The 14,266-nt window shown below is 70.5% G+C and carries 10 protein-coding genes; 9 read left to right on the forward strand and 1 reads right to left on the reverse strand.

The features are described from left to right. Positions 1–182: 182 nt before the first annotated feature. The 8 genes from ACFWW8_RS15105 (at position 183) to ACFWW8_RS15140 (ending at position 11,766) form a co-directional block, all read left to right on the forward strand. Positions 183–1,409: a thiolase family protein gene (locus ACFWW8_RS15105; protein WP_386528452.1), complete on the forward strand. Its 1,227-nt coding sequence runs from the start codon at positions 183–185 to the stop codon at positions 1,407–1,409. Continuing rightward, positions 1,406–3,544, forward strand: coding sequence for a 3-hydroxyacyl-CoA dehydrogenase NAD-binding domain-containing protein (locus ACFWW8_RS15110; protein WP_386528455.1), 2,139 nt, complete (start codon positions 1,406–1,408; stop codon positions 3,542–3,544). The genes ACFWW8_RS15105 and ACFWW8_RS15110 overlap by 4 nt, the downstream gene beginning before the upstream one ends. Positions 3,545–3,710: 166 nt before the next feature. Continuing rightward, entirely contained in the window at positions 3,711–4,769 is a 1,059-nt protein-coding gene (locus tag ACFWW8_RS15115) for a signaling protein (RefSeq protein WP_386528457.1), read from the forward strand. A 195-nt stretch (positions 4,770–4,964) separates the two neighbouring features. Continuing rightward, positions 4,965–6,959 (forward strand): hypothetical protein, encoded by a 1,995-nt coding sequence (locus tag ACFWW8_RS15120; RefSeq protein ID WP_386528459.1) that lies wholly within the window; start codon positions 4,965–4,967, stop codon positions 6,957–6,959. A gap of 55 nt (positions 6,960–7,014) precedes the next feature. Beyond that, on the forward strand, positions 7,015–8,523 hold the full coding sequence (locus ACFWW8_RS15125; protein ID WP_386528461.1) for an SDR family NAD(P)-dependent oxidoreductase: 1,509 nt from the start codon (positions 7,015–7,017) through the stop codon (positions 8,521–8,523). 2 nt (positions 8,524–8,525) lie between these two features. Further along, on the forward strand, positions 8,526–9,332 hold the full coding sequence (locus tag ACFWW8_RS15130) for a rhamnogalacturonan acetylesterase (RefSeq protein WP_386528464.1): 807 nt from the start codon (positions 8,526–8,528) through the stop codon (positions 9,330–9,332). A 12-nt stretch (positions 9,333–9,344) separates the two neighbouring features. Next, positions 9,345–10,151, forward strand: a complete 807-nt coding sequence (locus ACFWW8_RS15135; protein ID WP_386528467.1) for an Ig-like domain-containing protein — start codon at positions 9,345–9,347, stop codon at positions 10,149–10,151. Positions 10,152–10,164: 13 nt separating this feature from the next. Next, on the forward strand, positions 10,165–11,766 hold the full coding sequence (locus ACFWW8_RS15140) for a glycosyltransferase family 2 protein (protein WP_386528469.1): 1,602 nt from the start codon (positions 10,165–10,167) through the stop codon (positions 11,764–11,766). 72 nt (positions 11,767–11,838) lie between these two features. Here the strand turns inward: ACFWW8_RS15140 and ACFWW8_RS15145 are convergent, their stop codons facing one another. Next, positions 11,839–12,981, reverse strand: a complete 1,143-nt coding sequence (locus ACFWW8_RS15145; protein ID WP_386528471.1) for a hypothetical protein — start codon at positions 12,979–12,981, stop codon at positions 11,839–11,841. Positions 12,982–13,109: 128 nt separating this feature from the next. Between ACFWW8_RS15145 and ACFWW8_RS15150 the strand changes: the two genes are divergently transcribed. Continuing rightward, positions 13,110–14,171 carry an LCP family protein gene (locus ACFWW8_RS15150; protein ID WP_386528474.1) on the forward strand — a complete coding sequence of 354 codons (1,062 nt, stop codon included), beginning with the start codon at positions 13,110–13,112 and terminating at the stop codon, positions 14,169–14,171. The last annotated feature ends 95 nt before the right edge of the window (positions 14,172–14,266 follow it).

A 14,266-nucleotide genomic window follows, 5' to 3' on the forward strand; every position in this document is an offset into this window, starting at 1 on the left:
CACCGGCCGGGGGCTCCGCTCGTTCCGGGGCCGTCCGAGTGTGACCTTCGCCGCTCCTCCCGGAGGGGGTGTCCACATGAGTTACCCGCAAGTAGCATGGGCGAGGTGAGCGCGCGCTCAGCGGCACCCGCCGAGCGCGTTCCCGCGCAGCAGTGCAACCCCGCACCTGGAGGAGAGCCAACGTGCCTCGTACCGTCAGGGACGTCGTCTTCGTCGACGGCGTCCGCACCCCGTTCGGCAAGGCGGGCCCGAAGGGCATCTACCACGAGACCCGGGCCGACGACCTCGTCGTGAAGGCGATCCGGGAGCTGCTGCGCCGCAACCCGGACCTGGACCCCAAGAAGATCGACGAGGTCGCCATCGCCGCGACCACGCAGATCGGCGACCAGGGCCTCACGCTGGGCCGTACGGCCGGCATCCTCGCGGGCCTCCCGCAGTCGGTCCCGGGCTACTCCATCGACCGCATGTGTGCCGGCGCGCTCACCGCCGTGACCGCGGTCGCGGGCGGCGTGGCCTTCGGCGCGTACGACGTCGCCCTCGCCGGCGGCGTCGAGCACATGGGCCGCCACCCCATGGGCGAGGGCGTGGACCCGAACCCGCGCTTCGTCTCGGAGAAGCTGGTCGACGAGTCCGCCCTGTTCATGGGCATGACCGCCGAGAACCTGCACGACCGGTACCCGACGATCACCAAGCTCCGCGCCGACGAGTACGCCGTGCGCTCGCAGGAGAAGGCCGCCAAGGCGTACGCCGACGGCAAGATCCAGCAGGACCTGGTACCGGTGTCGGTGCGCAACACCAACGAGGCGGCGGGCGAGACGGGCTGGGGCCTGGTCACCACCGACGAGCCGATGCGCCCGGGCACCACGCTGGAGAACCTGGCCGGCCTGAAGACCCCGTTCCGCGCCCACGGCCGCGTCACCGCGGGCAACGCCGCCGGTCTCAACGACGGCGCCACCGCCGCGATCATCGCGTCCGAGGACTTCGCCCGGGAGAACAACCTCCCGGTCAAGATGCGCCTCGTCTCGTACTCCTTCGCGGGCGTCGAGCCGGAGGTCATGGGCTACGGCCCGATCCCGGCCACCGAGAAGGCCCTCGCGCAGGCCGGCCTGACGATCGACGACATCGGCCTCTTCGAGGTCAACGAGGCCTTCGCCGTACAGGTCCTGGCCTTCCTGGAGCACTACGGCATCGCCGACGACGACGCGCGCGTGAACCAGTACGGCGGCGCCATCGCCTTCGGTCACCCGCTCGCCTCCTCGGGCGTGCGCCTGATGACGCAGCTGGCCCGTCAGTTCGAGGAGCAGCCGCACGTCCGCTACGGCCTGACCACCATGTGCGTCGGCTTCGGCATGGGCGCCACCGTCATCTGGGAGAACCCGCACTTCACCACCGAGGGAGACGCCAAGTGAGCACCACCACTGAGCTCCTGAAGGGCGCGGCCGAGCTGTTCCCGGACGAGGTCGTCACGCAGGCGCACGTCCGCCACCTGGACCTGCCGCTCGGCGCCGGGCGCTTCGCGCTCGTCACGCTGGACAACGGCCTGGACCACACCAAGCCGACCACCTTCGGCCCGCAGTCCCTCGCCAACCTGAACGCGGCGATCGACCAGGTCGAGCAGGAGGCCGCCGCGGGCTCCATCGTCGGCGCGGGCATCACCGGGAAGCCGTTCATCTTCGCGGTGGGCGCCGACCTCAAGGGCGTCGAGCTGCTGAAGAAGCACGACGAGGCGCTCGCCATCGGCAAGGGCGGGCACGACGTCTTCAAGCGCCTCTCCGCGCTGGCCGTCCCGACGTTCGCCTACTACAACGGCGCGGCGATGGGCGGCGGTGTCGAGGTGGGCCTGCACTGCTCCTACCGCACCGTCTCCAAGGCCATCCCGGCCTTCTCGCTGCCCGAGGTCTTCCTCGGACTGGTTCCCGGCTGGGGCGGCTGCGCCCTGCTGCCGAACCTGATCGGCGCGGACCGCGCGGTCTCGGTGATCATCGAGAACTCGCTGAACCAGAACAAGCAGCTGCGCGGCAAGCAGGTCCTCGACCTGGGCATCGCGGACGCGCTGTTCGAGGGCGCGGACTTCCTGGAGCAGTCGCTCCTGTGGACCGCGGGCGTGCTGAAGGGCACCACCGAGGTCGTCCGCGCCGAGATCGACCGCGGCGAGGCCTGGGACGCTGCGGTCGCCCGCGGCCGTGCCATCGCGGACTCCAAGGTGCACGGTGCGGCCCCGGCCGCCTACCGCGCCCTGGAGATCATCGAGGCCGCCAAGGACGGCGACCTGCAGAAGGGCTTCGACGCCGAGGACACCGCGCTCGCGGACCTCATCATGGGCGGCGAGCTGCGCTCCGGCATCTACGCGTTCAACCTGGTCCAGAAGCGCGCCAAGCGCCCGGCCGGCGCCCCGGACAAGTCCCTGGCCCGCCCGGTCACCAAGGTCGGCGTCGTGGGCGCGGGCCTGATGGCCTCGCAGCTGGCGCTGCTGTTCCTGCGCCGCCTGGAGGTGCCGGTGGTCCTCACCGACATCGACCAGGAGCGCGTCGACAAGGGCGTGGGCTACGTCCACGCCGAGATCCAGAAGCTGCTGGGCAAGGGCCGCATCAACCAGGACAAGGCCAACCGCCTGACCGCCCTGGTGACGGGCGTCCTGGACAAGGCCGAGGGCTTCGCGGACGCGGACTTCATCATCGAGGCCGTGTTCGAGGAGATGTCCGTCAAGCAGAAGGTGTTCGCCGAGGTCGAGGCGGTCGCCCCGGCGCACGCGATCCTCGCCACCAACACCTCCTCGCTGTCGGTCTCCGAGATGGCCTCCAAGCTCCAGCACCCGGAGCGCGTGGTCGGCTTCCACTTCTTCAACCCGGTCGCGATCCTCCCGCTGCTGGAGATCGTCCGCGGCGAGCAGACCGACGACGCCTCGCTGGCCACGGCCTTCGGTGTGGCGCGGAAGCTGAAGAAGACCGCGGTCCTCACCAAGGACGCCCCGGCGTTCGTCGTGAACCGCATCCTGACCCGCTTCATGGGCGAGATCCAGAACGTCATCGACGAGGGCACCCCGGTGGCCACCGCCGAGAAGGCCATCGAGCCGCTCGGCCTGCCGATGTCCCCGCTGGTGCTGCTGGAGCTCGTCGGCCCCGCGATCGGGCTGCACGTCTCCGAGACCCTGAACCGCTCCTTCCCGGAGCGCTTCACCGTCTCCCCCAACCTGAAGCGGGTCGTCGAGGCCGGCAAGCGCGGCTTCTACGTCTACTCGGCCGAGAACGGCTTCAAGCCGGAGCTCGACCCCGAGGTCGCCGCCCTCCTGGTCCAGGGCGACAGCGTCCTGACCGAGGAGCAGGTCCGCGACCGCGTCCTGGACGCGGTGGCCCAGGAGATCGGCCTGATGCTGGAGGAGGGTGTCGTGGCCGAGGCCCAGGACATCGACCTCTGCCTCATCACGGGCGCCGGCTGGCCCTTCCACCTGGGTGGCATCACGCCGTACCTGGACCGCGAGGGCGTCTCGGAGCGCGTGAACGGCAAGAAGTTCCTCGCCCCCGGCCTGGCGAGCGTCCCGGTCTGAGGAATCGCGGTGTGGCGGGTTCTGGCCTGACATACCGCCGCATAACGAGGTGAATGCACGGCGGGCGTCCGTCCCCCTCGGGGAACGGACGCCCGTTGCCGTTGCGATAGGGCCTGGCCGGGGGCCGATGCGGGGGCCGGCCGGGCCTGATGACAGAATGCCGGACATGGCGGACAACCAGACACCTTTCAGCCGGCGGACCCTCCTGTTCGCCGGGGGCGCCGTTGCCGCCGGAATTACCGCGGGCAGCCTGGCCTGGCCCCGGGGCCCCGAACCGGACGAGCCGGACCTAACGGACGAGCAGAACGGGCTTCCGGCGATCGCCGGTGAATTCGACATACGCTCCGGCACCGAGGTGCTGGCGCCGGTGCGCCTCTTCAACACGACGGGTCCGCAGTCATTCGCGTTCGACGACGCGAACGGTCTCGTCTACACGCTCCAGACCCTTCAGGCCGGAATCCGGCTTTCGGACGAGGACGAACCGCTGGCCGCCACCGACCGCAAGGAGGCCGGGGACATGTGTCTGACGCGGCTGACCGCGGCCGGGAAGGTCTCCGGCCATATGTATCTGCGCGGTTTCGGGCACGGAATTTCCTTCGCGGTCGAGCCGGCGGGCAAGCGCACCTACCTGTGGGTGGAGGGGAAGGCCGACCCGCGGACCGGCTACGGCCGCTCGGTGGCCCGTATGCCGTTCAAGGACGGCGCGATCCTGGACAGCTCGGACTCGGCCGTGACCCACTTCGATCCGGTGCCGGGCGCCTCCGACGTCTCCCCCTCCCTCGACCTGGCCGGCAACCGGGTGCTGGTGAGTCACGAACGGGGCGGTGAACGGCGATTCGCCGTATACCAGATGGAGGATTTCCTCGCCGGGCGCACGGAATCCGCACAGTTCGTCAAAGCGGGCGTCCAGGTCAAGGAAGAGGAATGGTTCCAGGGCTGCGCCCTGCACGGGAACTTCATCTACATACTGACCGGAAACCCGTATACGGACAAAAAAGGCAAGAATCCCCGGAAGTACGGCGGCAATACGTACGTTTCGGCGATCGACATCACCACCGGAAAGGCGCAGGGCCGTCATCGCGTCACCGTGGCGCCCGATCTCCCGTACCGGGAGCCCGAGGGAATGGCCGTCACCCTGGCGGGAGGCCGGGCGGGATTGTGCATCGGCTTTTCCGTGAAGAACGAAGACCGTCGAGAACTGACGCTCTATCGCTTCACCGGGTGAGATGCCGCCTTCGGATCGAAGGCCCGTCATCCGCGCCCGACGAAGACCCCGTTACCTTTATGTGACCTTTACAGAGGGTCATGTCCAAGCATTGGCCCGGGGTTCACCTGTAGTTCTTCAGCCCTCCATAAGGCTGCTTATACTACTCCGACACTTCACGGGATTCTCAAACCTCCTCGGGGGAGGCACCGCACCATGGGCTCCAAACGACGGCAAGCCGTTCTCGGCATCTTGATCACCGCCGGGCTGATTCTCAGCTTCGTCGGCATGATGGCCGCCGTCGCCCTCGCCTCCCTCCCGATGTTCGCGTACTGCGCGGCCGTCAGCTACGCCTCCGACCTACTGCTCCACAACAGCGAATCGACGACGCTGGAGCGGCTGCGCGACTCGCGCTTCGGCCTCACCATGCGCTTCCTCATCCGGCAGTTCCTGCTGCTCGGCCTGTGCGGGGCCATCGCCGACATCGAGTCCTTCGTGGCGCAGATGACGACCATCGGGCTGCTGCTGCTCTTCATCCTCCAGCTCGCGTACGGCGCGCTCCTCAAGCACGTCCGCAAGATGCGCAACGAGCTGCCGTTCACCAGCCGCGGGCTGGACCTCGAGGCGCTCGGCATCCGCCGCATGCCACACCCGTTCCTGGTCGACAAGCACGTCCGCAAGACCCTGCACATGGACATCCCGCTGATGGGCGGCGCACTCGCCACCATCGCGACGGACAACTGGCGCTGGGTCACCTACGGCATGATCGCGACCGTCTTCCTCGCCTACCTCTCCCTGCTGGTGCTGGTGCCCGACGCGCGCAACGCGCTCAAGCTGCCCACCGTCGACGAGGCCCTCGACGAGCTCAACCACCAGCTGGCCGAGTACCGCCCCCAGGTCGCGCTCTACTTCACCTTCGCCGCCATCTCCAAAGACTTCATGTACCAGGTGAACATGTGGCTGGAGGCGCTGGAGGAACTGGACCTGCGGCCCATCATCGTGCTGCGCGAGCGCGCCACCCTGCGCTACCTGGACGCGACGTCGATCCCCGTCATCTGCGTTCCCAAGGCCGACAACCTGGCCCGGATCGAGATGAACGAGCTCCGCGTCGCCCTCTACCCCGGCAACGCGGGCAAGAACGTGCACATGCTCCAGCGCGCCGAGGTCAAGCACGTCTTCATCGGCCACGGCGACAGCGACAAACTCGCGAGCAGCAACCGCGTCAGCAAGGTCTTCGACGAGATATGGGTGGCCGGGCGCGCGGGCCGCGACCGCTACGAGCGCATCAAGCACGCCGTGACGCACAACCAGATCGTCGAGGTCGGCCGGCCGCAGCTCATGCCGCTGCACCGCTGGACCGGCAAGGTCGCCGGCCCGATGCCCACCGTCATCTACGCCCCCACCTGGGAGGGCTGGACCGACGACGCCTGCTACACCTCCGTCATCCCGGCCGGCGAGACCCTGATCCAGGCCCTGCTCGACCACGAGCAGGAGATCCGGATCATCTACAAGCCGCACCCGCTCACCGGCTCGCGCTCCGCCGAGGCCGCCGCCGCGCACCGCCGCGTCATCGCCATGCTCCAGGAGGACAACGCCCGGCGCTTCGGCCGCAACGCCACCGACTCCAAGTCGGCGGCGAGGAAGCTGGCCCGGATCGACCAGCGGATCGCCGACCTCTCCGAGCGCGGCGTCCGCTCCAAGTTCCCGGACCTGACCGAGGAGGAGCGGACCGCCCGCATCCGGCGCAGCCGCAACCAGGCCGCGACCCTGTACTGGAGCGCCATCCCGGACACCGCCCACCACGTGGTGACCGAGCGGATCCCCGCCCTGTACGACTGCTTCAACCAGTCCGACCTGCTCATCGGCGACATGTCGAGCGTCGTGTCCGACTTCGTCGCGACGCTGAAGCCGTACGCGATCTTCAATCTCGACGGGCTGCCCGACGCCGAGTTCCGCAACGAACAGCGGACGGCGTACGCCTCGTACCTCCTGGACCCCGACTGCAACGGCCTGAGCACGGCCATCGACGCCATGCTCAATCCGCGCGAGGACGTCATGGCGCCCTACCGCGAGCAGCTCAAGGAATACCTCCTCGGCCCGGAGTACCCGCCCTCCGGCGTCCGCTTCAACGCCGCCGCCAACAACCTGTACCGGCGGGGGCTGCTCGATTTCCCCGTGGAATACCCGGAACACACGCACCTGCCCGCGTAGCCGGACCCCTCCCGAGCACGTCGTGCCCCATCCCCCTGCCAGGAAGAAGGAGACCTTGTCCTCCAGTGCCACCCCGCGCCGCACCATTGCCGTCGTCCTCGCCGGTGGCACCGGTCAGCGCATCGGTCTAGAGATACCGAAGCAGCTGCTCAAGATCGCCGGTAAGCCGATCCTCGAGCACACCCTGCACATCTTCGAGACCGCTCCGGACGTCGACGACGTCATCCTCCTGATGACGCCCGCCTACGTGGAGGACGCCCAGCGCATCGTGGACCGCGCGGGCCTCGGCAAGGTGACCCGGGTCCTGGCGGGCGGCTCCACCCGCAGCGAGACCACCCGCATCGCGATCCGCGCGGCGGCCGAGGACCTCGCGGCCGGCGAGGACGTCAACCTCCTCTTCCACGACGCGGTCCGTCCGCTGCTGTCGCAGCGCGTGGTCAAGGAGTGCGTCGAGGCCCTGGAGAAGTTCCAGGCCGTCGACGTGGCCATCCCCTCCTCCGACACCGTCATCGTCACGCGCACCCACGGTGACGACGGCGAGTTCATCACCGAGGTGCCGGACCGCTCCCGGCTGCGCCGCGGCCAGACCCCGCAGGGCTTCCGGCTCTCCACGATCCGCGCCGCCTACGACCGGGCCGAGGCCGACCCGTCGTTCCAGGCCACCGACGACTGCTCCGTCGTGGTCAAGTACCTGCCGGACGTGCCCGTGCACGTCGTGCAGGGCGACGAGTACAACATGAAGGTCACCCAGCCCGTCGACGTGTTCATCGCCGACAAGCTGTTCCAGCTCGCCTCGCACACCGCGCCCGCGCAGGCCGGCGAGGACGCCTACCGCGAGCAGCTGTCCGGCAAGACCCTGCTCGTCTTCGGAGGCTCCTACGGCATCGGCGCCGACATCGCGCGGATCGCCGAGGGCTTCGGCGCCCGCGTCTTCGCCCTGGGCCGCTCCACGACCGGCACCCACGTCGAGAACCTCGACCACGTCGAGGAGGCCCTCGCCCGCGCGTACGCGGAGACCGGCCGCATCGACTACGTCGTGAACACCGCGGGCGTGCTGCGCGTCGGCCGTCTCGACGAGACCGACAACGAGACGATCCGGGAGGCGCTGGAGGTCAACTACCTCGCCCCCGTGAACATCGCCCGCGCCTCGTACAAGTACCTGAGCGAGACCGAGGGCCAGCTGCTGCTGTTCACCTCCAGCAGCTACACCCGCGGCCGCGCCGAGTACAGCCTGTACTCCTCCACCAAGGCCGCCATGGTCAACCTGACGCAGGCGCTCGCCGACGAGTGGGCCGGCGACCGGATCCGCGTCAACTGCGTGAACCCCGAGCGCACCGCCACCCCGATGCGGACCAAGGCCTTCGGCCAGGAGCCCACCGGTTCCCTGCTGACCTCGGAGTCGGTGGCCCTCAGCTCCCTCGACGTCCTGCTGTCCGAGATGACCGGGCACGTCATCGACGTGCGCAAGCAGGACCCGACCTCGTCCCCCGCCCAGCGGTCGGCCTTCGAAGCGGCGCTGGAGTCGGTGCTACTCACCCAGACCGCGGAGGAGCAGGAGGTCTAGGCGTGACGTACGCACCCGGAAACCAGCAGGGCGGGCGCCCACGGATCTTCGTGGCCGGCGGCTCGAACGCGGTGGGCCGCCCGTACAGCTTCCTTCCGATGGCGGGCTGGACGCAGGCGCTGCCGCTCTTCCTCACCGACGCGGTAGAGGTCGTCAACTGCGCCCGCGCGCGGGCCAGTTCGAAGAGCTTCCGCGAGCGCGGGCGGCTCCAGTGGATCCTGGACACCATGCAGCCGGGCGACTACCTCCTGTTCGGCTTCGGCCAGACGGACTGGAAGCCCGACCCGGGCCTGCACACGGAGCCGTTCTCCACCTTCCTGGAGCACATGGCCGCCTACGTGCACGGCACGCGCGAGCGGCAGGCCCACCCGGTGATCCTGCTGCCGTACGAACGGCGCCGCATCGACCGGCACGGCAACGTCGCCCGGTTCCTGGGCGACTACCCGCTCGCAGCCCGCCAGCTGGCCGAGGACGAGCACGTCCCGGTCGTCGACCTGTACCGCCAGAGCCTGCAGTGGTGGGAGGAGCTCGGTCCGGAGGCGTCCAAGCGCGTCTTCACCTACCTGCGGCCGGGCGAGCCGCTCCAGCGGCACGTCCAGGACGGCGACAACGTCCACCTGCGGGCCGAGGGTGCCATCGAGTGCGCCCGCTTCATCGCCCGCAGCATGATCGAGCAGGGCATCATCCCGTCCCACTGGGGACGGGACCTCGACCGCCGCCGGTTCTCGTACGACGAACTGGGCTGGCTGGACGAGGAGACGTTCGCCCACAACACCAAGTCCCGTGTGTCCATGTCCCCCAGTAGTTGAGGAGTCCGGCGCGTGAATCTCCTGTGCCGGGGCCGGGCCCTCGGCGACGACCCGTCCCTGGGCGTCGTCTACGCCGCCCTCTACAGCTCGGCCGACCCGCGGCGCGGCGTCGTGCCCGGCGAGACCTTCCAGCTCGGCCTGTCCGTGGCGCCCGACCAGAACGCCTCGCGCGGCTGCGCGTACCTCCTGGAGGCGCCGCTGAAGGGGATCGCCGAGGTCGTGGCGCTGCAGGGGCTGGAGTACTTCCCGCGGCAGCGCTGGTACCGCGTCCGGGCGGATGCCGGCGAGACCGCCACGGGCGTCCTGCACCTGCGGCTGCGAGAATCGGTCACCGCTCCCGTTCTGCGCCCGCAGATCACGGTGGGCGTTCCCGACGCCACCGGGCGCAGGCTGGTACGCACCGGCAAGCTCTCGGACGAGGCGCTGCGACTGCGGGCACCCGCCGCCCGGAGCCTGCGCATCGAGGCCGAACCGGGCCGGCCGGGCTCGGTGAACATCCTGTCGGCCGCCCCCGCGGGCAGTACGGCCATCTCCGTCACCCAGCCGGTCAACGGTGACGCCCAGCTGTCCTACGACGGCTGGGTCACCTACACGCCCGCCCCCGGCTTCACCGGCTACGACCGGTTCGAGTACGTGGTGGGCACGCCCGCGGCCGCGAAGCTGACCTCGCACGTGAACGTCTTCGTGGGGCCGACGGCGCACATCCCGGGTGTGTTCCCGCAGCACACGACGGACGTCGCCTTCCGCCCGTGGCAGTGGCCCGAGCTCGTCGGGGAGATGCCCTGGCCCCGGCCCGACCAGTCCGAGCGGAACCGATGAGGATCAACGGATCATGAACCAAGCGATCGTGCACGCCGCCGACATCCGAGACGTGACGGTCGCGCTGCGGGTCCGCAACCAGGCCGCCTCGATCGAAGCGTGCCTGGACTCCCTCGTCGCGCAGTCGATCGGACCGGAGCGGCTGGAGGTCATCGCCGTCGACGACGGCTCGACCGACGACAGCGGGGCCCTGCTGGCCCGCGCCGCCCACCAGTACCCGGCGCTGCTGCGCGTGGGCCAGGTGCCGCGCGCGCTGAGCACGGCCTCGGCCCGGAACTGGGCGCTGAGCCAGGCCCGCGGACGGTACGTCATCTTCCTGGACGCCATGGACCGCCTCGTGCCCGACGCCCTGGAGCGGATGGTGGCCGCGGCCGACGCGAACGAGGCCGACATCGTGCTCGGAAGGCTGGAGAGCTCCGGCCGGCACACGGTGGCGACGTCGATGTTCCGCAAGAACCAGACGCACAGCGACATCTACAGCTCGCGCGCCTACTGGTCGCTGACGCCGGACAAGCTGTTCCGCACCAGCCTGCTCCAGCGGCGCGGGCTGGCCTTCCCCACCGACATGCCGTTCGGCGAGGAGCAGGCCTTCACCGCCGCCGCGTATATCGGGGCGGACAACGTCTCCGTGGTCGGCGACCGCACGTGCGTGGTCAAGGGCCCCTCGCAGGCGCTTCCGGCGGCGCTGCCGGACCGGGTCGCCCTGGTGTCGCGGATGCTGGCACTGGTCAGCTCGCAGCTTCCGGAGGGGCCGCGCCGCGACCGGCTGCACGCACGGCACCTGGAGGTCGAGCTCGGCAAGGCGACCGCGGCCGCGCTGCTGACCGCCGAGGACCCGGCGGGCCGGGAGCAGACCCTGTGGGCCGCAGCCGAGGTGCTGCGCTCCCAGGTCTCGCCCGGAGCGCTGGCGCTGCTGCCGCGGATGCTGGCCGTACGGTACGCGCTGCTCGTGCGGGGCCGGGTCGCCGAAGCGGCGACGATGGCCGCCTTCGAGGCGGACAAGGACCGGCCGGGCGTCCGCAAGACGGTCGAGGGCGGCAAGGTGTTCACGACGCTGCCGTTCTTCCGCGACCCGCAGGTGGGGCTGGAGGACGAGCTGTTCGACATCACCGGCGACATGACCGTCAGCCACCAGCTGCAAAGCGTGGGCTGGGACGGTCCGATGCTGCTCCTGGACGGTTTCGCCTTCTTCGAGCAGTTGTCGACGAAGGACCGGGCGACCCGCGTGGTGATGCGGGAGCGGTCGAGCGGTGCGGAGGAGGGCTTCTCCGTGACGGCCCGCCGCGACGACACCCTGACCAACGCCAAGGGCAACACCCGGGCTATGGGCCGCTTCTCGACCCGGATCAACCTGGCGCAGACCTCCAGCGGCTGGCCGGTCCCGCCCGGCGTCTGGGACTTCCACCTGGCCGTCTCCTTCGAGGGCGTGACCCAGGAGGTGCGGCTCGGCGAGCGCCGGGCCGACGACCTGGACACCACGGCCCGGCAGCCGGTGGTGGTCGCCCCGGCGCCCGGCACGCAGGGCCTGGAGCTGGTGGCCACGCCGTACTACACCAAGTCCGGCGGCCTCAGCGTGGAGATCTCCCAGCGCACCCCGCTGCCGGACCGCGGCTGACGTCGGGTCCGGCGGCCGCCGGTCCGCGCGACGCCACCGGGCAGCCGGCCCACCGGGCCGGCCCCCGGTGGGTCAGGCCCGGTGCCAGGGGCCGAAGGCGAGGCCCTCCCGGTCGGTCTCCTGGCGCGTGACGACCAGGGCGCCGTCCCGGTCGAGCGCGGCCACCACGACGCGGTCCGCCGCGTCGACGGCGACCTGGGGGGAGTGCAGGCCGTGGCCGCCGAGGGAGGCCCACCAGGTGCCGTACCCCTCGTTCTCGTTGACGTAGGCGGTGAGTTCGATGTCGCCCTCGGCGCCGTTCTGCGCGAGGACGGTGCAGTCGTAGCCGCCAATGACGGCCTGCCCGACGCCGGGCGTGCCGTGGCCGCCCGCCCCGCCGAGCCCCATCATGCCGCTCTGCACCCCCTGTGCGTCGGCGCGCCAGGCGACCAGCGAACCGTCACCCGGGTACCGCCAGAAGTACGTCGCCCTGCGCGCGCCCGTCTCGCACCCGACGGGGGCTCCGCCCATCTGCGTGGCGACGCGGTCGCCGAGGCGGAACTGCCCCTGCCCGGCGCCCACCCAGCGGTCGACCCCGGCCCGCCCGGCCGCGAGGACCTCCAGCGGCCCGCCGACGGGCATCAGGGCGGTCACGCCGCCCAGGTAGGGCTCGGGAGCCAGCTGCTTCCACCCGCCCCACGTGCCCTGGGCGTTGCGGCTGCGCCGCACGATGCCGCCGAGGCGCAGGGACACGATGACGTGCACGCTGCCGGAGCGCTGGTTGACGACGACGCACGGCGGCCGGACCGGGCGGTCGCCCTCCGGCCCGCCGCGTACGCCGGGAACGCCGAGACCACGCCAGGCGGTCAGGCCGCGGCCGGACTGGAACTGGGTCGCGACGGCGACTTCGGGGCCGCCGGAGTCGTCCGACGGCGTCCGGAGGGTAACGAAATGGATGTAGCCCTCGTGGCTCTGCGCCATGGCCGCCGACCCGGTCCAGCCCGGTACTTCCAGTTCCTCGGGGCCCGTCCAGCCGGTTCCGGGGGCGTGCGTCTCGGTCCAGCGGAGCAATCCCCCGGCGGCGCACGCGTAGGCCGTCAGACGGCCGTCGTTGCCCCTGAACAGCCACTTTCCGGTGGGGGCCGAGGAGTGGGCGGGACCGGCCGCGCCGGGCGCGGCTTCCTGCGCCCCGCGACCCGGATGGGCGGCCCGGGTGCCGCCCCTGCCTCGGTTCACGACGCCGTCCGTCCTTCCGCCATGTGCCGTCTGTCGTGTGAGCGTCCGCTCCGGTTCACCCCCGGACCGACCCACTCGAAAGTCTGTCTATTATTCACATTCATCTATAGCAGAAGGGCTCTGCCTCCATGACCGACCAGCCTGCCGCACCCTCGCGCACCAGTCGGCGCAAGCCGCGTCGCGGCAAGCGCGTCCTGTGGATCGTCCTGCTGTCGGTCGCGCTCCTGATCCTCGCCGCGGGCGGGACGGGGTGGTGGATGTATAGCAGCCTCAACGGCAACATCTCCAGCGTCGACCTGGACCGGGCCATCGGGGACGACCGGCCGAAGAAGGTCGTCGCCGGGGCGCAGAACGTCCTGGTGCTCGGCTCCGACTCCCGGGCCGGGGCCAACGGCGACCTGGACCACGGCGACGTCAGCGGGGCCCGTTCCGACACCACCATGCTGATGCACATACCCGAGGGCCGGGCCAAGGCGACCGCGGTCAGCATCCCGCGCGACACCCTGGTCAACCGGCCCGAGTGCAAGGGCGCGGACGGCAAGACGGCCCCGGCGCAGAAGCGGGCCATGTTCAACAGCATCTACAGCACCGGCGGCCCGGCGTGCGTCGTCAAGACCGTCGAGGCCATGTCCGGCGTTCGCGTCGACCACTTCGTCGAGGTGGACTTCGCCGGCTTCAAGGGCCTGGTGGACGCGCTCGGCGGGGTCACGGTCACCCTCGACAAGCCGATGACCGGTGCCAAGGGCGGCCTGAAGCTCGACGCGGGCACCCACCGGCTGAACGGCACCGACTCGCTCAAGTTCGTCCGTACCCGGTACGGCTACGGCGACGGCAGCGACCTCGGCCGGATCGGTCTGCAGCAGCAGTTCATGATGGCGATGCTGTCCGAGATCAAGAAGCAGGACGCCCTCGGCAACCCGGCCCGGCTCTACAAGCTCGCGGACGCCGGCACCAAGTCGCTGACCACGGACTCCGATCTCGCCTCGCTCACCGCGCTCTCGGACTTCGCGCAGAGCATGAAGGGCGTGGACCCGGACACCATGGAGACGATCATGCTCCCGGTCGCCTACGACAAGGTCGACCCGAACCGCGTGATCACGGCGGAGCCGCAGGCGACCCAGCTGTGGGAGGCCCTGCGCAACGACCAGAAGATCCCCGCCTCCGCGAAGAACTCCCCCGCCAAGGGCTGACCGTCGGGCCGCGCGCACGGAGCCGGCCGCACGGGCGACCCGTACGGCCGGCTTCCTGCCGGGCAGCGCCCCGGCAGGATCCGGGCGGCGCGGAC

The organism is Streptomyces sp. NPDC058701, assembly GCF_042715295.1.
In the GTDB taxonomy this organism is placed as follows: Bacteria; Actinomycetota; Actinomycetes; order Streptomycetales; family Streptomycetaceae; genus Streptomyces.